This window comes from Streptomyces sp. NBC_01551 (assembly GCF_026339935.1).
In the GTDB taxonomy this organism is placed as follows: Bacteria; Actinomycetota; Actinomycetes; order Streptomycetales; family Streptomycetaceae; genus Streptomyces.
The window spans coordinates 3,625,590-3,645,949 of sequence record NZ_JAPEPX010000001.1 but is presented as its reverse complement, the minus strand read 5'-3'; the positions used below and the strand labels follow the sequence as shown (position 1 = coordinate 3,645,949).

The 20,360-nt window shown below is 71.4% G+C and carries 19 protein-coding genes; 10 read left to right on the top strand and 9 right to left on the bottom strand.

Annotated features, from left to right (window positions below; translation table 11 throughout):
• Positions 1-4: 4 nt before the first annotated feature.
• The 4 genes from acs (at position 5) to OG982_RS16360 (ending at position 5,064) form a co-directional block, all read left to right on the top strand.
• Positions 5-1,960, top strand: a complete 1,956-nt coding sequence (gene acs, locus OG982_RS16375; protein ID WP_266786140.1) for an acetate--CoA ligase — start codon at positions 5-7, stop codon at positions 1,958-1,960.
• A gap of 201 nt (positions 1,961-2,161) precedes the next feature.
• On the top strand, positions 2,162-3,583 hold the full coding sequence (gene nhaA, locus OG982_RS16370; RefSeq protein WP_266786142.1) for a Na+/H+ antiporter NhaA: 1,422 nt from the start codon (positions 2,162-2,164) through the stop codon (positions 3,581-3,583).
• Positions 3,584-3,637: 54 nt separating this feature from the next.
• On the top strand, positions 3,638-4,096 hold the full coding sequence (locus tag OG982_RS16365) for a phage holin family protein (protein WP_266786144.1): 459 nt from the start codon (positions 3,638-3,640) through the stop codon (positions 4,094-4,096).
• A complete protein-coding gene (locus OG982_RS16360) occupies positions 4,093-5,064 on the top strand; it encodes an alpha/beta fold hydrolase (protein WP_266786146.1) in 972 nt (323 codons plus the stop codon). The genes OG982_RS16365 and OG982_RS16360 overlap by 4 nt, the downstream gene beginning before the upstream one ends.
• 335 nt (positions 5,065-5,399) lie before the next feature.
• Here the strand turns inward: OG982_RS16360 and OG982_RS16355 are convergent, their stop codons facing one another.
• The 3 genes from OG982_RS16355 to nth all read right to left on the bottom strand — a co-directional run bounded on the left by OG982_RS16355 (position 5,400) and on the right by nth (position 8,473).
• A complete protein-coding gene (locus tag OG982_RS16355; RefSeq protein ID WP_266786148.1) occupies positions 5,400-6,602 on the bottom strand; it encodes a MarP family serine protease in 1,203 nt (400 codons plus the stop codon).
• Between the two features lie 13 nt (positions 6,603-6,615).
• Entirely contained in the window at positions 6,616-7,278 is a 663-nt protein-coding gene (locus OG982_RS16350) for a CoA pyrophosphatase (protein WP_266791917.1), read from the bottom strand.
• Positions 7,279-7,633: 355 nt separating this feature from the next.
• The gene (gene nth, locus OG982_RS16345) at positions 7,634-8,473 is read right to left on the bottom strand and encodes an endonuclease III (protein WP_266791918.1); all 840 of its coding nucleotides are present in this window, start codon (positions 8,471-8,473) and stop codon (positions 7,634-7,636) included.
• A 288-nt stretch (positions 8,474-8,761) separates the two neighbouring features.
• On the opposite strand from nth, the gene OG982_RS16340 reads away from it, so the two are divergent.
• Together OG982_RS16340 and OG982_RS16335 are read left to right on the top strand one after the other, a co-directional pair.
• A complete protein-coding gene (locus OG982_RS16340) occupies positions 8,762-9,436 on the top strand; it encodes a Crp/Fnr family transcriptional regulator (RefSeq protein ID WP_003981529.1) in 675 nt (224 codons plus the stop codon).
• A 231-nt stretch (positions 9,437-9,667) separates the two neighbouring features.
• On the top strand, positions 9,668-10,477 hold the full coding sequence (locus tag OG982_RS16335; protein WP_266786150.1) for a nucleotidyltransferase domain-containing protein: 810 nt from the start codon (positions 9,668-9,670) through the stop codon (positions 10,475-10,477).
• Between the two features lie 4 nt (positions 10,478-10,481).
• Here OG982_RS16335 and OG982_RS16330 read toward each other — a convergent pair whose 3' ends face one another.
• The 5 genes from OG982_RS16330 to OG982_RS16310 form a co-directional block, all read right to left on the bottom strand.
• Positions 10,482-10,763: a hypothetical protein gene (locus tag OG982_RS16330; protein ID WP_266786152.1), complete on the bottom strand. Its 282-nt coding sequence runs from the start codon at positions 10,761-10,763 to the stop codon at positions 10,482-10,484.
• Positions 10,760-11,605, bottom strand: coding sequence for an MBL fold metallo-hydrolase (locus OG982_RS16325; protein WP_266786154.1), 846 nt, complete (start codon positions 11,603-11,605; stop codon positions 10,760-10,762). Before OG982_RS16325 ends, OG982_RS16330 begins: the two co-directional genes overlap by 4 nt.
• Positions 11,602-12,516, bottom strand: coding sequence for an NUDIX hydrolase (locus OG982_RS16320; protein WP_266786156.1), 915 nt, complete (start codon positions 12,514-12,516; stop codon positions 11,602-11,604). Before OG982_RS16320 ends, OG982_RS16325 begins: the two co-directional genes overlap by 4 nt.
• 483 nt (positions 12,517-12,999) lie before the next feature.
• A complete protein-coding gene (locus tag OG982_RS16315; protein WP_266786158.1) occupies positions 13,000-13,470 on the bottom strand; it encodes a RidA family protein in 471 nt (156 codons plus the stop codon).
• Positions 13,467-13,631: a DUF4177 domain-containing protein gene (locus OG982_RS16310; protein ID WP_266786160.1), complete on the bottom strand. Its 165-nt coding sequence runs from the start codon at positions 13,629-13,631 to the stop codon at positions 13,467-13,469. Before OG982_RS16310 ends, OG982_RS16315 begins: the two co-directional genes overlap by 4 nt.
• A gap of 84 nt (positions 13,632-13,715) precedes the next feature.
• Here OG982_RS16310 and OG982_RS16305 point away from each other — a divergent pair, with 84 nt between their 5' ends.
• A complete protein-coding gene (locus tag OG982_RS16305; RefSeq protein WP_266791920.1) occupies positions 13,716-14,702 on the top strand; it encodes an ArsA-related P-loop ATPase in 987 nt (328 codons plus the stop codon).
• The gene (locus tag OG982_RS16300; RefSeq protein ID WP_266786162.1) at positions 14,699-15,964 is read left to right on the top strand and encodes an ArsA family ATPase; all 1,266 of its coding nucleotides are present in this window, start codon (positions 14,699-14,701) and stop codon (positions 15,962-15,964) included. The genes OG982_RS16305 and OG982_RS16300 overlap by 4 nt, the downstream gene beginning before the upstream one ends.
• A 62-nt stretch (positions 15,965-16,026) precedes the next feature.
• Here the strand turns inward: OG982_RS16300 and OG982_RS16295 are convergent, their stop codons facing one another.
• Positions 16,027-16,377, bottom strand: coding sequence for a WhiB family transcriptional regulator (locus tag OG982_RS16295; protein ID WP_214934658.1), 351 nt, complete (start codon positions 16,375-16,377; stop codon positions 16,027-16,029).
• A 519-nt stretch (positions 16,378-16,896) separates the two neighbouring features.
• On the opposite strand from OG982_RS16295, the gene OG982_RS16290 reads away from it, so the two are divergent.
• Both OG982_RS16290 and OG982_RS16285 read left to right on the top strand, forming a co-directional pair.
• A complete protein-coding gene (locus OG982_RS16290; protein ID WP_266792360.1) occupies positions 16,897-17,382 on the top strand; it encodes a hypothetical protein in 486 nt (161 codons plus the stop codon).
• Positions 17,383-17,996: 614 nt separating this feature from the next.
• Positions 17,997-20,336, top strand: coding sequence for a transglycosylase domain-containing protein (locus tag OG982_RS16285; RefSeq protein ID WP_266786164.1), 2,340 nt, complete (start codon positions 17,997-17,999; stop codon positions 20,334-20,336).
• The last annotated feature ends 24 nt before the right edge of the window (positions 20,337-20,360 follow it).

Below are 20,360 nucleotides of genomic sequence, written 5' to 3'. Positions count from 1 at the left end.
TGTCGTGAGCAACGAAAGCCTGGCCAATCTGCTCAAGGAGGAGCGGCGGTTCGCACCGCCCGCCGATCTGGCCGCCGCCGCCAATGTGACCGAGGCTGCGTACGCACAGGCCGATGCGGACCGGCTGGGCTTCTGGGCCGAGCAGGCCCGGCGGCTGACCTGGGACACGGAGCCGACCGAGACGCTCGACTGGAGCAACCCGCCCTTCGCGAAGTGGTTCGCGGACGGCAAGCTGAACGTCGCGTACAACTGCGTGGACCGGCACGTCGAGGCCGGAAACGGCGACCGCGTCGCCCTCCACTTCGAGGGCGAGCCCGGCGACAGCCGGTCGATCACCTACGCGCAGCTCAAGGACGAGGTCTCCCGGGCCGCCAACGCCCTGACCGAGCTGGGCGTGCGGGCCGGCGACCGCGTAGCCGTGTACCTGCCGATGATCCCGGAGGCGGTCGTCGCGATGCTGGCGTGCGCCCGCGTCGGCGCCGCGCACTCGGTGGTCTTCGGCGGCTTCTCCGCCGACGCCGTGGCCTCCCGCATCCAGGACGCCGACGCCAAGCTGGTGATCACCGCCGACGGCGGCTACCGCCGCGGCAAGCCCAGCGCCCTCAAGCCCGCCATCGACGAGGCCGTCGGCAAGTGCCCGCAGGTCAAGAACGTGCTGGTGGTGCGGCGCACCGGCCAGGACACCGCCTTCACCGAGGGCCGCGACGTGTGGTGGCACGAGATCGTCGGCCGCCAGTCGACCGAGCACGCCCCGCAGGCCTTTGACGCCGAGCACCCGCTCTTCATCCTCTACACCTCGGGGACCACGGGGAAGCCCAAGGGCATCCTGCACACCTCGGGCGGCTACCTCACGCAGGCCGCGTACACCCACCACGCGGTGTTCGACCTGAAGCCGGAGACCGACGTCTACTGGTGCACCGCCGACATCGGCTGGGTGACCGGACACTCCTACATCGTCTACGGGCCGCTCGCCAACGGCGCCACCCAGGTGATGTACGAGGGCACGCCGGACACCCCGCACCAGGGCCGGTTCTGGGAGGTCGTGCAGAAGTACGGCGTCACCATCCTCTACACGGCGCCCACGGCCATCCGCACGTTCATGAAGTGGGGCGACGACATCCCCGCGAAGTTCGACCTGTCGAGCCTGCGCGTGCTGGGCTCGGTCGGCGAGCCGATCAACCCCGAGGCCTGGGTCTGGTACCGCAAGCACATCGGCGGCGACCGCTGTCCGATCGTGGACACCTGGTGGCAGACCGAGACCGGCGCGATGATGATCTCGCCGCTCCCGGGCGTCACCCACACCAAGCCGGGCTCGGCGCAGCGCGCGCTGCCCGGGATCTCCGCCACCGTCGTGGACGACGAGGCGCACGAGGTCCCGAACGGCGGAGGCGGCTACCTGGTCCTCACCGAGCCGTGGCCGTCGATGCTGCGCACCATCTGGGGCGACGACCAGCGGTTCATCGACACGTACTGGTCCCGCTTCGAGGGCAAGTACTTCGCGGGCGACGGCGCCAAGAAGGACGAGGACGGCGACATCTGGCTGCTCGGCCGGGTGGACGACGTGATGCTGGTGTCCGGCCACAACATCTCGACCACCGAGGTCGAGTCGGCGCTCGTCTCCCACCCCTCGGTCGCCGAGGCGGCCGTGGTCGGCGCGGCCGACGAGACCACCGGCCAGGCCATCGTGGCGTTCGTGATCCTGCGCGGCACCGCCTCCGAGACCGAGGGCCTGGTCGCGGAGCTGCGCAACCACGTGGGCGCCACCCTCGGCCCGATCGCGAAGCCGAAGCGGATCCTGCCGGTCCAGGAGCTGCCGAAGACCCGCTCGGGCAAGATCATGCGGCGGCTGCTGCGCGATGTCGCCGAGAACCGCGCGGTCGGCGACGTCACCACGCTGGCCGACTCCTCGGTGATGGACCTGATCCAGAGCAAGCTGCCCGCGGCGGGCAGCGAGGACTGATCCCCCGCCGAAGCGATCACGGGACGGGCATCGGGCGCGACGCGCCGGATGCCCGTTTCGCGCTTAAAGTAACGATCATCCAGTAAGACCTTGCGTGTGCCCTGTAAAGTAGTGAAAGCGTAAATTTTCAACAGGGTGCGCCGGGAAGTCTGGTCGGCAACAGGTTTTGTCATGCCGTCGACCATCCGGAGGTGCCCACCCGTGGCCACGCCCACCCCCCGCCGCAAGCTGCTCGGCCTGCTCTCACTGCCCGAGCGCCGGTTCGTGGCCGACGCCCTGCGCGCCGAGACCGTCGGCGGTGTGCTGCTCCTCGTGGCCGCGATCGCCGCCCTCCTGTGGGCGAACATCCCCGCCATCGCCGACAGCTACGACAGCGTCCGCTCCTTCCACATAGGCCCGGCCGCCCTGGGCCTGGACCTCTCGCTCCAGCACTGGGCGGCCGACGGACTGCTCGCGATCTTCTTCTTCGTCGCCGGCATCGAGCTCAAGCGCGAACTCGTCGCGGGCGACCTGCGGGACCCCAAGGCGGCCGCCCTCCCGGTGATCGCCGCCGTCTGCGGCATGGCCGTGCCCGCGCTGGTCTACGTCCTGGTCAACACCCTAGGCAACGGCTCCACGGACGGCTGGGCCGTCCCGACCGCCACCGACATCGCCTTCGCGCTCGCCGTCCTCGCGGTCATCGGCACCTCGCTGCCGTCCGCCCTGCGCGCGTTCCTGCTGACCCTGGCCGTGGTCGACGACCTCTTCGCCATCCTGATCATCGCGGTGTTCTTCACCAGCGAGATCGACTTCCTCGCTCTCGGCGGCGCGGTCGTGGGCCTGGTCCTCTTCTGGTTCCTGCTCCGCAAGGGGGTGCGCGGCTGGTACGTCTACGTCCCGCTCGCCCTGGTCATCTGGGGCCTGATGTACAACAGCGGCGTCCACGCCACCATCGCCGGTGTCGCGATGGGCCTGATGCTCCGCTGCTCGCGCAGGGAAGGCGAGCGCCAGTCCCCCGGCGAGCACGTCGAGCACCTCGTACGGCCCGTCTCGGCCGGGCTCGCCGTCCCCCTCTTCGCCCTGTTCTCCGCCGGCGTCTCCCTCTCCGACGAAGCCATCGCACAGGTCTTCACCCGGCCCGAGACCCTCGGCGTGGTCCTCGGCCTGGTCGTCGGCAAGACGGTGGGCATCTTCGGCGGCACCTGGCTCGCCGCCCGCTTCACCAAGGCCGAACTGAACGAGGACCTCGCCTGGCCCGACGTCCTGGCCGTCGCCTCGCTCGCCGGCATCGGGTTCACCGTCTCGCTGCTGATCGGCGAACTCGCCTTCGCCGGCGACGCCACCCTCACGGACGAGATCAAGGCCGCCGTCCTGTTCGGCTCCCTCATCGCCGCGATCGTCGCGAGCGTGCTGCTCAAGCTGCGCGACCGCAAGTACCGGGCGCTGACCGCGGCCGAGGAGCTCGACGAGGACCTCGACGGCATCCCGGACATCTACGAACAGGACAAACCGGAGTACCACCTGCGCATGGCGCGCATCCACGAGGAGAAGGCGGCCGAGCACCGCCGCAAGGCGTCCGCGGCGGCGGCATCCGGCGCGGAAGCAACGGCCGGGTCCAGCGCCGAGGCCGACCGTCCGGCATGATCTGACTGACGACGGAGGACAGCCGCCGGCAGCAGACGACAAAGGGAGAGAGCGATGAGTGCAGTGGACCAAGGGGCAGAAGGCGCCGAGCGCACACTCGGCCAGCTGGTCGCCTCGGCCACCGCCGAGATGTCCGCCCTGGTGCACGACGAGATCGCCCTCGCCAAGGCGGAGATCCGCCAGGACGTCAAGCGCGTGGGGATCGGTGGCACCGCCATCGGTATCGCCGGCGTGTTCGCGCTGTTCTCGCTGCCGGTGCTGAGCTTCGCCGCCGCGTACGGGATCCACAACCTCGGGCTCGGGCTCGCCTGGTCCTTCCTGATCGTGGGCGTGGCGTTCCTGCTGCTCGCGGGCCTGCTCGCGCTGATCGCCGTGAAGAGGTTCAAGAAGGTCAGCCCGCCGGAGAGGTCGATCGCCTCCGTCAAGGAGACCGCCGCGCTGATCCAGACCGTCAAGCCGCATCCGCGGCCGGTCAGTGACAAGGCCGTGGGTGTGGCACGCTCGTCCTCATGACAGCGCCCTCGCCGGATTTCGGCAGTACCCCGCCCACCGCCGCGACGGCGGTCAGGATCGGCGTACCCGGCGGGAGGGCTGTGACGCACCGGGACGTCGCGGCCAACGGGGCCCGGTTCCACGTCGCCGAGCTGGGTGACGGGCCGCTGGTCCTGCTGCTGCACGGGTTCCCGCAGTTCTGGTGGGCCTGGCGGCACCAGATGGTCGCGCTCGCCGACGCCGGGTACCGCGCGGTCGCCATGGACCTGCGCGGGGTGGGCGGCAGCGACCGGACCCCGCGCGGCTACGACCCGGCGAACCTGGCGCTCGACATCACCGGGGTCGTACGGTCCCTCGGCGAGCCGGACGCCGCGCTCGTCGGACACGACCTGGGCGGCTACCTCGCGTGGACGGCGGCCGTGATGCGGCCCAAGCTGGTCCGCCGGCTGGTCGTGTCGTCGATGCCGCACCCGCGGCGGTGGCGCTCGGCGATGCTGGCGGACTTCGGGCAGACCCGGGCGAGTTCGCACATCTGGGGCTTCCAGCGGCCGTTCATCCCCGAGCGGCAGCTCGTCGCCGATGACGGGGCGCTCGTGGGGCAGCTGATCCGGGACTGGTCCGGGCCGATGCTGCCGGACGACGAGGACGACGAGCGCATCGCCGTGTACCGGCGGGCCATGTGCATCCCGTCCACCGCGCACTGCTCCATCGAGCCGTACCGCTGGATGATGCGGTCCATGGCCCGGCCGGACGGGCTCCAGTTCAACCGCCGGATGAAGCGGCCGGTGCGGGTGCCGACGCTGCACCTGCACGGTTCGCTCGACCCCGTGATGCGCACGCGGAGCGCGGCCGGTTCCGGGCAGTACGTCGAAGCCCCTTACCGGTGGCGGCTGTTCGACGGCCTGGGGCACTTCCCGCACGAGGAGGACCCCGTGGCCTTCTCGACCGAGCTGGTGAACTGGCTGGGGGACCCCGAGCCGGACCGCTGATCGCGTGGCAGACCGCCCAACCTGCCATTCGTAGGCCTGTCTTACGAACATTCAATTGCCCGGCGCATAGGCCAATTGGCCGCCCCTGACGGGGTTACGGACCTTGGGGCACGGGCACAGCTCGGAGTATGGGCTGGACGCACGACTACGGTGACACCGCACACGAACGCCGCTCGGCCGCGACGCCGGGCACCCACGAGAGGGACGGCCGCGACGGCCACGACCTCCGACTCGGGATTCCCCGCATCCTGCGCCGCCGGGCCCGGTGGGTCTCGGCGCGCCTGCGCCATCCACGGATGTAGAGCTCCGGCGGCGGGGCCGCCCGTCCCGTCGGGTCAGAGGGCGCAGCCCTGGCTGTCGACCCGGCGGTTCGCGATCCTCCCCTGCTGGATGTCGTCGCGGATCTCGTCCGCCGTCAGGGCGTAACCGGTGTTCGGGTCGTCGAGGGACTTCGCGAACACGACCCCGTACACCCGCCCGTCGGGCGTCAGCAGCGGGCCGCCGGAGTTGCCCTGACGGACCGTCGCGAACAGCGAGTACACGTCGCGCCGGACGGTGCCCCGGTGGTAGATGTCCGGGCCGTTGGCGTTGATCCGGGTACGGACCCGGGCGGCGCGCACGTCGTACCCGCCGTTCTCGGGGAACCCGGCGACGATCGCGTCGCCGCCGGTCACCGCGTCCTTCTCGGTGAACTCCAGCGCGGGCGCCTTCAGCTTGGGCACGTCCAGGACGGCGATGTCGCGCTGCCAGTCGTAGAGCACGACCTTGCCGTCGTACAGCTTGCCCTCGCCGCCGATCTGTACGGTCGGCTCGCCGACCCCGCCGACGACGTGGGCGTTGGTCATCACCTTGCCCGGCGCGAAGACGAAGCCGGTGCCCTCCAGCACCTTGCTGCAACTGGGCGCGGTGCCGACGACCTTCACGATCGAGCGCTTGGCTGCCGCGGCGACGTCGCCGGTGGCGAGGTCCGGGTCGGGCGCCTGCACCTCGGTGATGGGCTCGTTGGAGAACGGGCTGAAGACCTGCGGGAAGCCGTTGCGGGCCAGGGTCGAGCTGAAGTCCGAGAACCAGGTGTTCGCCTGGGTCGGCACCACCCTCGACACGCCGAGCAGCACCTTGGAGTTACGGACCTGCTTGCCCAGGGTGGGCAGCGAGGTCCCGGCGAGCGCCGAGCCGATCAGCCACGCCACGAGCAGCATCGCGACGACGTTGACCAGCGCCCCGCCGGTCGCGTCGAGCGCGCGGGCCGGTGACCACGTGATGTGGCGGCGCAGCTTGCTGCCCAGATGGGTGGTCAGGGCCTGGCCGATCGATGCGCAGATGATGATCGCGACCACGGCGATCACGACGACCGGGGTGGTGACCTCGGTGCCGTTGTTCGTCGCCCAGTCCCAGATCAGCGGGAGCAGGGACACGGCGACGAGACCACCGCCGAGGAAGCCGATCACCGACAGGATGCCGACGACGAACCCCTGGCGGTAGCCGACGATCGCGAACCACACGGCGGCGACCAGCAACAGGATGTCCAGCACGTTCACGAGGGTCACCGTCTCATGCGCGCCAGTCGAGCGGGACCTCGCGCGAGCGGTCCCAGGGCTGCTCCCAGCCCGCGTAGTGCAGGATCCGGTCGATCACACCGGCGGTAAAACCCCAGACCAGGGCCGATTCGACGGTGAAGGCGGGGCCCTGGAAGCCACCGGGGTGGACCACCGTGACCCGATGATCCGGATCCGTGAGATCCGCCACGGGAACCGTGAACACCCGGGCCGTCTCGGCCGGGTCGACGGCGCCGACCGGGCTCGGGGTGCGCCACCAGCCGAGCACCGGGGTCACGACGAACTCGCTGACCGGGATGTAGAGGCGGGGCAGCACCCCGAAGAGCTGGACCCCGGCCGGGTCCAGGCCGGTCTCCTCCTCGGCCTCGCGCAGGGCGGCGCGCAGCGGGCCGGTGGTGTGCGGATCGCCGTCCTCCGGGTCGAGGGCGCCGCCGGGGAAGGAGGGCTGGCCGGCGTGCGAGCGGAGGCTGCCGGCGCGCTCCTGGAGCAGCAGCTCGGGGCCGCGGGGGCCCTCGCCGAAGAGGATGAGGACGGCGGACTGGCGGCCCCGGCCGTCCTCGGGGGGCAGGAAGCGGCTGAGCTGCGTCGGCCGGACCGTACGGGCGGCGTGGACGACGGGAGCGAGCCAGCCGGGCAGGCCGTCGGTGGAGAGGGCGATGGCGGCGGGGGCGGGGGCCGGGGCGGCGTGGGCCTGGGCCTGGGCGGCGTGGGCGGGGGCCGGGGCGCCTTCGGCGGCGCTGTGGCTGCTGTGACTGCCGTGGCTGCCCTGGCCGCCCTGGCCGCTGTGGCTGCCGTGGCCGCTGTGACTGCCGTGGCTGCCGTGGTGCGGGTCCTGGCCGCCCTGGCCGCCGTGCACGCCTTGCCGAGGGGGCGGGGCGGGCTGGGCAGCCACGCTCTCGTCCCGCGTCCTGCTACCGCTTCCGCGCGTCATAGGCACCCCTGCTCCCTGTCGTTACCGACACCGGCACAACGCGGGCCGTGGCCGGATTCGTTCCTCGGTGTGTGCTGCGTGCTCAGGATGCCGGGGTGGCGCCCAGCGGTGGGGCCGGCAGGCCCGGGTAGTCCGGCGGCGGGCTCAGCCGCTGGCCCGGCTGGCCGCCCTTCTCGTACTTGAGCAGCTTGCGGGCCTTCTCCGGGTCCGTCTCGCCCTCCCCGTAGGCCGGGCAGAGCGGGGCGATCGGGCAGGCGCCGCAGGCGGGCTTGCGGGAGTGGCAGATCCGGCGGCCGTGGAAGACGACGCGGTGCGAGAGCATCGTCCACTCGCTCTTGGGGAAGATCGCGCAGATCTCCGCCTCGACCTTCTCCGGGTCCTCCTGCTCGGTCCACTTCCAGCGGCGCACGAGGCGGCCGAAGTGGGTGTCGACGGTGATGCCCGGGACTCCGAAGGCATTGCCGAGGACCACGTTGGCCGTCTTGCGGCCGACGCCGGGGAGGGTGACCAGGTCCTCTATCCGGCCGGGGACCTCGCCGCCGAAGTTGTCGCGCAGGGCCTGCGAGAGGCCGAGGAGGGACTTGGACTTCGCCCGGAAGAACCCCGTCGGCCGGATGATCTCCTCCAGCGCCTCCGGGTCCGCCGCCGCCATGTCCTCCGGGGTCGCGTAGGCGGCGAAGAGGGCCGGGGTCGTCTGGTTCACGCGGAGGTCGGTCGTCTGGGCGGACAAGACGGTCGCGACGAGGAGCTCGAAGGGATTCCGGAAATCCAGCTCCGGATGGGCGTACGGGTACACCTCGGCCAGTTCCCGGTTGATCCGGCGGGCTCTGCGGACCATGCCGAGGTGGGATTCCGCCTTGGGGGCCTTCGGCGCGGTCCCGGGTTTCTTGGCCGAAGCTTTGCCCTCGGGGGGTGCTGGGATCTTCGGGGACGCCTTCGTGGGGGCTTGTTCGCCCACAGCTGAATTGTGGGGCCCGGCCACTGCCGCGGACCCCTTGGCCTGTGCTCTCACCGGCTTGTTGGACACCCGGCCAGCCTAAGGCCGGGCGCTGACACCCGTCCGGACCTCAGGTAACACCACCCCGAAAGACCTCTCGCCGCACAGCACACCCGTGCGTCCGGCATCCTTGTGATTGATCGCACTGTTTGAGCCGTCCGGCAAAATGGGGAGCACGGTCCCCTGGAGCTGGTCGACATAGGAGAGAGACTCGTGGACGACGTTCTGCGGCGCGCCCCGCTCTTCGCGGCGCTCGATGACGAGCAGGCCGCGGAGCTCCGCGCCTCGATGGGCGAGGTGACACTCGCACGCGGCGACGCCCTGTTCCACGAGGGCGACCCCGGTGACCGGCTGTACGTCGTCACCGAGGGCAAGGTGAAGCTGCACCGCACCTCCCCCGACGGCCGCGAGAACATGCTGGCCGTCCTCGGCCCCGGCGAGCTGATCGGCGAGCTGTCGCTGTTCGACCCGGGCCCGCGTACCGCCACGGCGACGGCGCTGACCGAGGTCAAGCTGCTCGGCCTGGGCCACGGCGACCTGCAGCCGTGGCTGAACGCCCGGCCCGAGGTCGCGACCGCGCTGCTGCGCGCCGTCGCGCGGCGCCTGCGCAAGACCAACGACCAGATGTCCGACCTGGTCTTCTCGGACGTCCCGGGCCGCGTGGCGCGGGCGCTCCTGGACCTGTCGCGCCGGTTCGGCGTGCAGTCGGAGGAGGGCATCCACGTCGTGCACGACCTGACGCAGGAGGAGCTGGCCCAGCTGGTCGGCGCGTCCCGCGAGACGGTCAACAAGGCGCTGGCGGACTTCGCCGGCCGTGGGTGGCTCCGCCTGGAGGCGCGTGCGGTGATCCTGCTGGACGTGGAGCGCCTGGCCAAGCGCTCGCGCTGACCGGCCGACAGCTCCGCGGAGGGGCCCCACCCACCTGGGCGGGGCCCCTCCGCGCGTTCCGCCGCCGGATCCGCCCGGGCCCCGCGCCTCAAGCGCCGGCGGGGCTGGATCATGCGGCCCCGCGTGAGCTTCACGGCAGCGTGGGGGCGAGCGCCGGCGGTCGGGCGGGGGTGCGCCGCCCGGGGGCGAAATCGTGTCGAACCCCGGCCAGGGGAAGGGCAGAGTGGGCCCATGGAGCGCAGAGGGCTGGATGCCGGTGGGTACTTCGAGCGGGAGGGGGCGCTCGGGCGGGTGCAGGGGGAGTTCGCCGCGGTAGTCGCCGCCGCGCGGGGGCGGCTGGCCGAGGCGTACGGGGGGCGGCTGCACAGCGCGTACCTGTACGGGTCCGTGCCGCGCGGCACGGCGCGGCCCGGGCGGTCCGACCTCGATCTGCTGCTCGCCCTGCACCACGAACCCGGCGAGGACGACCGCGACACCGCCGAGGTGCTCGCGCGCGGGCTCGACGAGGACTTCCCGCAGATCGACGGCGTCGGGATCCTGCTGTACGGCAAGGACGCCCTGCTCAGCGAGCAGGAACGTTTCGACCTCGGCTGGTTCCTCGCCTGCCTCTGCACCCCGCTGCTCGGCGCCGACCTGGCCGAGCACCTGCCCCGGTACCGTCCGGACACCCTGCTCGCCCGTGAGACCAACGGCGGCCTGGGTGAGCTGCTGCCCTCGTGGCGGGCCCGCGTGCGGGAGGCCGCCTCGCCCGAGGAGTACCGGAAGCTGAGCCGGGGCTTCGCCCGGCACCTGGTGCGCACCGGGTTCACCCTGGTCATGCCCCGCTACGCCGGCTGGACCAGCGATCTCGCCGAATCGGCGGAGGTCTTCGGCCGGTATTACCCCGAGCGCGCTGCGCAGATGCGGGCCGCGGCCGCGGTGGCGCTGGATCCCGTCGGGGACCCGGCCGTGCTGCGCGGCTTCACCGAGGACCTCGGGCCGTGGCTCGCGGACGAGTACACCGCCCGGCACGGGACGAAGGCGCCCCGCACGGAGCGCTAGAGGGCTAGAGCGCTTCGACCGCCTGCTTGGCCTCCAGCAGGTCCGCGCCCGTGACCTTGCGGTAGACCCGGATCGCCTCGACCGTGCGGCCCTCGCGCGCGAGGGTCCGTACCTCCTCCAGGCCCGCCGGCTCCGGCTCCGCTATGCCGAAGTGGTCCAGGACCAGGCCCAGCCGGCGCTCCAGGCGGTCCGCCCGGCGCTGCAGGGCCTTCATGCGCGTGCTCACCGTCGCCGTGGTCCACGCGGCCGTGGCGAGCAGCGCGAGCAGCAGGTACAGCGTGGTCATTCGGGCCCTCCCGGGATCAGTCCGTGATCTTGAAGGTACTCGAGCTGCGCCCGGACGGACCATTCCGCGGCCGGCCACAGCGAGCGGTCCACGTCCGCGTAGACGTGGGCGACGACCTGCTCGGGGGTGACGTGGCCGTTCTCGACTGCCGTCTCCACCTGCGCGAGGCGGTGGGCGCGGTGCGCCAGGTAGAACTCCACCGCGCCCTGGGCGTCGTCCAGGACCGGGCCGTGTCCCGGGAGGACGATGTGCACGCCGTCGTCCACCGTCAGCGAGCGCAGCCGGCGCAGCGAGTCCAGGTAGTCGCCGAGGCGCCCGTCGGGGTGCGCGACGACGGTGGTGCCGCGGCCGAGGATGGTGTCGCCGGTCAGGACGGCCCGGTCGGCGGGCAGGTGGAAGCAGAGCGAGTCCGAGGTGTGCCCGGGCGTCGGGACCACCCGCATCTCCAGCCCGCCGGTGCGGATCACGTCCCCGGCGGCGAGCCCCTCGTCGCCCAGGCGCAGCGCCGGGTCGAGCGCGCGGACCTTCGTGCGGGTCAGCTCGGCGAAGCGGGCGGCGCCCTCGGCGTGGTCGGGGTGGCCGTGCGTGAGGAGGGTGAGGGCGACCCGCTTGCCCGCCCGCTCGGCGGTCTCGACGACCGCCCGCAGGTGTACGTCGTCCAGCGGGCCGGGGTCGATCACGACGGCGAGGTCGGAGTCGGGCTCGGAGACGAGCCAGGTGTTCGTGCCGTCCAGGGTCATCGCGGAGGCGTTGGGGGCCAGGACGTTGACCGCGCGGGCGGTCGCCCGCCCGGAGGTGACGACTCCGCGGGGCTGGCCGGGGAGTGCGGCGGCGTCGGTCATGCGGGGTCCCCTCCGGGGCGGCCGAGGCGGACGCGCTTGGTGAACTCGTCGTGGCCCGGCCAGCTGAGCACCACCTCGCCGTCCTCCAGGGCGGCCTGGGCGAGGACGGGAGTGAGGTCTTGGGCGACGGCGCCGGTCAGGGCGTCGGCGGCGCTCTCGTACGGCTCCAGGGACCGCAGCGTGGAGATGGTGGGCGGCATCATCAGCAGCTCGCCCTTGTCGTAGCCGCTCGCCGCCTCCGCCGGGCGGATCCAGACGGTCCGGTCGGCCTCGGTCGAGGCGTTGCGGGTGCGCTGGCCCTCCGGGAGGACGGCGACGAAGAACCAGGTGTCGTAGCGGCGCGGCTCGAACGCGGGGGTGATCCAGCGGGCCCAGGCGCCGAGCAGGTCGGAGCGCAGCAGGAGGCCGCGGCGGTCGAGGAACTCGGCGAAGGACAGCTCGCGGGCGACGAGGGCCTGGCGGTCGGCCTCCCAGTCGTCGGCGGTGGTGTCGTCGACGACGGTGTCGGGGGTCTCGCCGGCGAGCAGGACGCCGGCCTCCTCGAAGGTCTCCCGGACTGCTCCGCAGACGATCGCCTGGGCGGTACGGGGGTCCGTGCCGAGCCGGTCCGCCCAGTCGGCCAGGCCGGGGCCGGCCCAGCCGATGCGGTGGTCCTCGTCGCGGGGGTCGACGCCGCCGCCGGGGTAGGCGTACGCGCCGCCGGCGAAGGCCATCGAGGCGCGACGGCGGAGCATGTGCACGGCGGGGCCGTCGGGGGTGTCGCGGAGCAGCATCACCGTCGCGGCGCGTTTGGGCTCCGCCGGGGTGAGGGAGCCGGCCGCGAGGGCGCGGATGCGGTCGGGCCACTCCGGGGGGTACCACTGGCCTCCGGAGGGGGGCGGGGTCTGCGTTCCGTGCTCACCGTTCGGCATGGCGGGATGCTACGGCCATCCGGCCCGATGTTCGAGGGGCCCCTCCCGGTGCCTGTGGCGGGGCGTGTCGCCCGGACCGCCCGGTCCGGCCTGCGGCCGGGGCCCTCGGCGCCACCGCCGAGGCGGCAGCCGACGGCAGGACACCCTGCGCGGCCGCGCCCCCGGGCCACGCGGGCGGCAGCCTGACGCCACGGCCGATGCCGGGCCGCCCTCGGGCTCCGGCCCGGGTACAGCCCCGTCGGCTCCGGGGCGCAGCCCCGGGCCCTTGCCCGGGGGCGGTGCGGGGCGCCCTGCGGGGGGGGGCGCTGCCCCCGGACCCCCGCGCCTCAAACGCCGGCGAGGCTGGATTGCCGGGTCGGCCCTCGACGCACGGACGGGCCGGGTGCGTGTGCACCCGGCCCGTCCGTGGAACGACCCTGCGGCCCGGAACGGGCGCATCGCCCGTCGCAGGCGCGGCCCGAGAGCCCGTCACCCCCGGAGGGGTCAGGCTCCGGCTACGAGTTCGACCTGGATCTCGACCTCGACCGGGGCGTCCAGGGGAAGGACCATGACGCCGACCGCGCTGCGGGCGTGGACGCCCTTTTCGCCGAGGACCTCGCCCAGCAGCTCGCTCGCGCCGTTCAGCACGCCCGGCTGGCCCGTGAAGTCCGGCGCCGAGGCGATGAAGCCGACGACCTTCACGACACGCGCGATCTTGTCGAGGTCACCCACGACCGACTTCACGGCGGCCAGCGCGTTCAGCGCGCAGATCGAGGCCAGTTCCTTGGCCTGCTCCGCGGAGACCTCCGCACCGACCTTGCCGGTGATCGGCATGCTGCCCTTGACCATCGGCAGCTGGCCGGCGGTGAAGACGTACGAGCCCGATCGCACGGCCGGCTGGTACGCGGCCAGCGGCGGGACGACGTCCGGGAGCGTCAGGCCGAGCTCGGTCAGCTTCGCCTCTACGGTGCTCAATGCTTCTTCTCCCGCTTGAGGTAGGCCACCAGCTGCTCGGGGTTGTTCGGGCCGGGCACGACCTGGACGAGCTCCCAGCCGTCCTCGCCCCAGGTGTCCAGGATCTGCTTGGTCGCGTGGACCAGCAGCGGGACCGTCGCGTATTCGAACTTCTTAGACATGGGAGCGAGGGTAGCCGCCGCGACACCGCCACAACGCCACCCGGCACCATCGGTGTCGTGACGGAGGAATTAGGCTCGGGCGCTGTGAGCAGGCTCCAGGTGGTCAGCGGCAAGGGCGGCACCGGCAAGACCACGGTCGCCGCGGCACTCGCGCTCGCCCTCGCGCGCGAGGGCAGGCGGACTCTACTCGTGGAGGTCGAGGGCAGGCAGGGAATCGCACAGCTCTTCGGCGCGGAGGCGCTCCCCTACGAGGAGCGCAAGATCGCCGTGGCTCCCGGAGGCGGCGGCGGTGAGGTGTACGCCCTCGCCATCGACGCCGAACGGGCGCTCCTGGACTACCTCCAGATGTTCTACAAGCTCGGCTCGGCCGGCCGCGCGCTCAAGAAGCTCGGCGCGATCGACTTCGCGACGACCATCGCGCCCGGGCTGCGCGACGTCCTGTTGACCGGCAAGGCCTGCGAGGCGGTCCGCCGCAAGGACAAGGCGGGGAAGTTCGTCTACGACCACGTGATCATGGACGCCCCGCCGACCGGGCGGATCACCCGCTTCCTCAACGTCAACGACGAGGTGGCCGGGCTGGCCCGGTTCGGGCCGATCCACAACCAGGCCCAGGCCGTCATGAAGGTGCTCAAGTCCCCGGAGACGGCCGTCCACCTGGTGACGCTGCTGGAGGAGATGCCCGTCCAGGAGACCGCCGACGGGATCGAGGAGCTGCGCGCGGCCGGGCTGCCGATCGGCCGGGTGATCGTGAACATGGTGCGCCCGCACCACCTGGACGAAGACGCCCTGCGCGCCGCGGCCGGCGAGCGCCGGGCCGATGTCGCCAAGGCGCTGTCGCGGGCCGGACTCGGCGGCGCCCGGCGCGGGGAGCTGGCCGAGCGCCTCGTCGACCCGCTGATCGCGCAGGCCGCCGAGCACGCGAGCCGGGTGGAGCTGGAGCGCGCGCAGCGGACCGTACTGGAGGGGCTGGACGTGCCGACGTACGAACTCCCGCTGCTCGGCGCGGGGATGGACCTGGCCGGGCTGTACGAGCTGGCGACCGAACTCCGGAAGCAGGCGGGCGACGAATGAGCGAGGCTGGCATGGCCATGGACAAGCCGGCGCGGCTGGAGATCGACGGGCTGCTGGACGACCCCGCGACCCGGATCATCGTGTGCTGCGGCTCGGGCGGGGTCGGCAAGACGACCACCGCGGCGGCCCTGGGCGTACGGGCGGCGGAGCGCGGGCGCAGGGCGGTGGTGCTCACCATCGACCCGGCGCGGCGGCTGGCCCAGTCGATGGGGATCGACTCCCTGGACAACACGCCCCGCAAGGTCGCCGGCGTCGGGGGCGCGGGCGAGGGCGAGGGCAACGGGGACCCCGCCGACTCCGGCGAACTGCACGCCATGATGCTGGACATGAAGCGGACCTTCGACGAGATCGTCGAGGGCCACACGGACCGGGAGCGCGCCGAGGCGATCCTGGCCAACCCCTTCTACCAGTCCCTGTCGGCCGGTTTCGCGGGCACACAGGAGTACATGGCGATGGAGAAGCTGGGGCAGCTGCGGGCCAGGGACGACTGGGACCTGATCATCGTGGACACCCCGCCGAGCCGGTCCGCGCTGGACTTCCTGGACGCGCCGAAGCGCCTGGGGTCCTTCCTGGACGGGAAGTTCATCCGCGTGCTGATGGCCCCGGCGAAGGTGGGCGGCCGGGCGGGGATGAAGTTCCTCAATGTCGGCATGTCGATGATGACCGGCACGCTGAGCAAGCTGATGGGCGCCTCGCTGCTGAAGGACGTACAGACCTTCGTGGCCGCGATGGACACCATGTTCGGCGGCTTCCGCACGCGCGCGGACGCCACCTTCCGGCTGCTCCAGGCCCCCGGTACGGCCTTCCTCGTGGTCGCGGCGCCCGAACCGGACGCACTGCGCGAGGCGGCGTACTTCGTCGAGCGGCTGGCCGCGGAGCGGATGCCGTTGGCCGGGCTCGTACTCAACCGCGTACACGGCAGCGACGCCGACCGGCTGTCCGCCGAGCGGGCGTTGGCGGCCGCGGAGAATCTTGAGGAAGGCGGCATTGTCGATCAGGAGTCCGGGAAAGCTGGACTTCGTGACGACGACCGCTCTTCTCCCGACGCCGACGTGGACGAGATCACGGCAGGCCTGCTGCGCCTGCACGCCGAACGGATGCAGGTGATCGCGCGCGAACAGCGCACCCGCGATCGTTTCACCTCGCTGCACCCCGAGGTGGCGGTGGCCGAAGTGGCCGCCCTGCCCGGCGATGTGCACGACCTCGCCGGGCTACGGGCCATCGGAGAACGGCTCGCGGCCGGGGTTCCGGCCGGAGCGTAGGCGTTCGTACCACGCCCCCCGTCATGCGGGGGCGTCCGTGCGCGGGGCCGCGCGGGTGTGGTTTACCCGGCCGCCGCGTACGTCTCGTACGGAACGTCAACCTCCGCGTCGACATCCACGGTGAGGATGCCCGTACTGCGCTCGTACTCCGTGCGTGCGGTTTCGAGCAGCCGTCGCCACGAGGTGACGGTGGGACGCCGGCGCAGCAGCGCACGTCGTTCCCGCTCTGTCATACCGCCCCACACGCCGAACTCGACACGATTGTCGAGCGCGTCGGCCAGGCACTCGGTCCGCACCGGACATCCGGTGCACACCGCCTTGGCCCTGTTCTGTGCCGCTCCTTGAACGAACAGTTCATCCGGATCGGTAGTGCGGCAGGCTGCCTGCGCACTCCAGTCGGTAACCCAGCCCATCCCGGCGCCGTCCTCTCCCGAATCGAGGCTCCCCCACGGCGGTAGCGGCATATTCACCGCTGCCAGTTGAGGACGTTACGGAAGGAGGACACAGCGCAACACCCCCGACGGGCCCAATCTTGAATGGTCCGAACGGACTATGGGTAAGCGGCAGATCACCCGACGGAGTGATCGGACGACATGCCCGACCATTCCGGCAATTCGGGTGGAATCGGCGGCAGACCATCAGAGTGAGGGGCAGGATTCGGACATCAGTCCACCCCATTCGGGAAGGGTGAAAATCAAGCCGAGGGCTTGATGTCGCACCTCACTGCTGTGACAGTTGGGGACAGCTTAGGCCAAGGCATTCTCGTGTGTCCGGCGAATGAGAACGTAGACACCTCACGATGCCAACACGTCAAGCCGGCCTTGGATTGGCGCGGGGGTGGTCGAACGAACGGGATCGTCCAGCGCGAGAATCAGGCCACGGTGATGGCAAGGCGCTTGCATGCGTCTTCTCCCGTGGTGGACGGTCTGCCGTTGCCGGCAGAGCCGGAGTTCTGGGCCGCCCACCTGGTCGAGATGTACGAGGGATCGCAGGTCGAGTCCTTCGGCGTTGACCCGGCGGACGTCGAGGGCATGCTGGAGCGCCTGAGCGACAAGGCCGCTTGGCCCATGTTCCGGGTCCCGCTCATGGGCGGGCACAGCGTCGTCGCGCACTACAACAACGCCCGGCTGCTTCTCCTGCTCCCTGTCCTGGGCGACACGAACATCCCGGCCGAAGCCGTCACCCTGGTACAGGAGGCACTGACCGCTCAGGGCACCCCGGACGACGGCGAGGCACTGGCACGCCGCCTTCTCCAGGGGCACCCGATGTGGGGAGCCGCGCCGTGGTCGTTCGACGAGGATGAGCGTGCCTGGATCTGCGCAGGCGAGCACAGCCCGCGCAAGGAGCCACTGGGCGATCACCTGCCGGACGCGCAGCGCAGAGCGCTGGATGCCTGCCTCACGCCGTTCGGCGGCTGATCCGGTCAGGCGGCGCTGGCTTCCGGTGACGAGGTTGCGTTGGGCGGCCGCGTGCCAGTCGCCTTGTTCGCGTCGACGCCGGTAGTGCGCGTTGGCCCCGGCGGATGCCCGCAGTGAGGCGAAGGCCCGCAGGCGTGCATGTCGGTGCGGAGGCTGTTGGCCAGGACCAGGGCGACGTCGTGGGCTCGTTCCGCCCAGTCGATTCCGCAGCAGATCAGGACTCCCTCCCCAGATTTCGGTGTTTGCACTGGTCACGAGCTCATGCGGGCCACGCAGCGACCTGATCCCAGGACTCGGCACAAGGGCCGGTCCGCCACCTCACCAGCCGTTCGTGACGCCGGCTCACGAACACCAACGGTGCTCGATGCGGGTGGTGGTTGCCAGGCAGACGCTTAAGGGCGCCGATCTTGGCCGAGGTCTCCAGGGACCCGGTCCTTCGAAGACATTCCCTTCAGCGCCCGCCTGGCCGCCACCACCATGACCAGACCGCGCACCGATCTACGTTGAGGCCTCGACGGCCCGACTGCGCTTGGATGTCACGGTCTGGTACTCGAACATCCCGAGAGACCCCTGGTCCCGCAGAATGCCGCTGACAACGGATTAGGCTGCCCTCCATGGGAAAGAAGCGCTCGGGCGGCGGGCTCACCGGGCCACAGCAAGCCGCCAAGTTCCTCGGGGTGTCCGTCCTCTCCGGAGTTGTCCTGGCCGGAATCGCGATCCCGGGCGCAGGCGCCCTCGGACTCGCGGCCAAGGGCACGGTCGAAGGATTCGATGAGATCCCGGCCAATCTCAAGACACCGCCGCTGAGCCAGCGCACCACGATTCTGGACGCCGAGGGTGGCCTGATCGCCACGGTCTATTCACGTGACCGGCAGGTGGTCCCCCTGACGGCCATCTCGCCGTACATGCAGAAGGCGATCGTCGCGATCGAGGACTCGCGCTTCTACGAGCACGGCGCGGTCGACCTCAAGGGCATCCTGCGCGCGGTCAACCGCAACGCGCAGGAGGGCGGCGCCGCACAGGGCGCCTCCACGCTGACTCAGCAGTACGTGAAGAACGTGTTCGTCGAGGAGGCGGGCGACGACGAGACGAAGGTCCGCGAGGCCCAGGAGAAGAGCCTGGGCCGCAAGGTCCGCGAGCTGAAGTACTCGATCCAGGTCGAGGAGGAGCTCGGGAAGAAGAAGATCCTCGAGAACTACCTCAACATCACGTACTTCGGCCAGCAGGCGTACGGCATCGAGTCCGCCGCGCAGCGCTACTTCAGCAAGCCGGCCAAAGACCTGACCCTGGACGAGTCGGCGCTGCTCGCCGGCCTCGTGCAGTCGCCGAGCCGGTACGACCCGGTGAACGACGCGCAGGAGGCGCTGAAGCGGCGGAACACCGTCCTCCAGCGGATGGCCGACGTGAAGGACATCTCGCAGGCCGAGGCGGACGCCGCGAAGGCCAAGCCGGTCCAGCTGAAGGTGACCCGGCCCAAGAACGGCTGCATCACCGCGGTCAAGGGCGCGGGCTTCTTCTGCGACTACGTCCGCAACTCCTTCCTCACGGACGCCGTGTTCGGCAAGACGCGCGAGGAGCGGGCGAAGATCTGGAACCAGGGCGGTCTGACGATCCGTACCACCCTGGACCCGCAGTCGCAGGAGGCCACCAACGCCTCGATCAAGGACCACGTCTACCAGGACGACTCGATCGCGACGGCCATGACCATGGTCCAGCCGGGCACCGGCCGGGTCCTGGCGATGGGCCAGTCGAAGCCGTACGGCTTCGGGAAGAACGAGACGCAGATCAACTACTCCGTGGACAAGCGGATGGGCGGCTCCAACTTCGGCTTCCAGGTCGGCTCGACGTTCAAGCCGTTCATCGCGGCCGCCGCGCTGGAGCAGGGCATGCCGGCGACCAAGGTCTACTCGGCGCCGAACAAGATCGACTACCCGTCCCCGATCGCGCGGTGCGACGGTACGCAGTACACGAACAACGGCAGGAAGCGGGAGACGGCGGAGAACGAGACCGAGGACGAGGTCGGTCCGTACGCGCTGAGGACCGCGATGGAGAAGTCGATCAACACGTACTTCGTGCAGATGATCGACGAGATCGGGCTCTGCCCGGTCACCGAGATGACGCAGAAGCTGGGCGTCGTCCCGGCGAGCGGCGTGAAGCTGCCGGAGTCGCCGTCCATCGCGCTCGGCTCCGCCGAGCTGTCGCCGCTGACGATGGCCAACGCGTACGCCACGTTCGCGAACCGCGGCGTCTACTGCACCCCGGTGGCCATCGAGTCGATCACCGACTCGCACGGCAAGGCGCTCTCGGTGCCGAAGTCCAAGTGCGACCGGGCGATGTCGGAGACGACGGCCGACACCATCAACACCCTGCTGCTCGGAGTGGTCGACTCCGGCACCGGTGAGAAGGCCGGCCTGTCCAACCGCGACAGCGCGGGCAAGACCGGTACGACGGACTCCCGCTACAACGCCTGGTTCGTCGGCTACACGCCGAACGTGTCCGGCGCGGTGTGGGTCGGCTCGGGCGGCGCGAAGAAGATCTCGATGGAGAACATCACCATCGGCGGGCAGTACTACCCGAAGGTCTTCGGTGGCGGCCTGCCCGGCCCGATCTGGAAGGACGCGGTCTCGGACGCGCTGTCCGGGCGCGAGGCGCCGCAGTTCGCCACGGTGCACATCGCCGAGCCGTCGAACCCGAACGGCGGCGGCCGGCCCACCAGCCCGAACCCGACCCCGAACAAGCCCGGGAAGCCGGGCAAGCCGGGCGGTGGCGGCGGCGACAACAAGCCGGGCGGCCGGCCGGGCGGCGCGACGAACGCCGGAGCGACGAACGGCGGCGGCGCGAACGGCGGCGCTGGCGGTACGGCTGGCACGGGTGGCACGGGCGGTACGGGAGGCAACACGCTCCCGGGGATCCCGGGGATCCCCGGCGTGACCGGCGGCCGCGACACCCAGTAGGCGGCACGCAAGAGCAGGAAACGA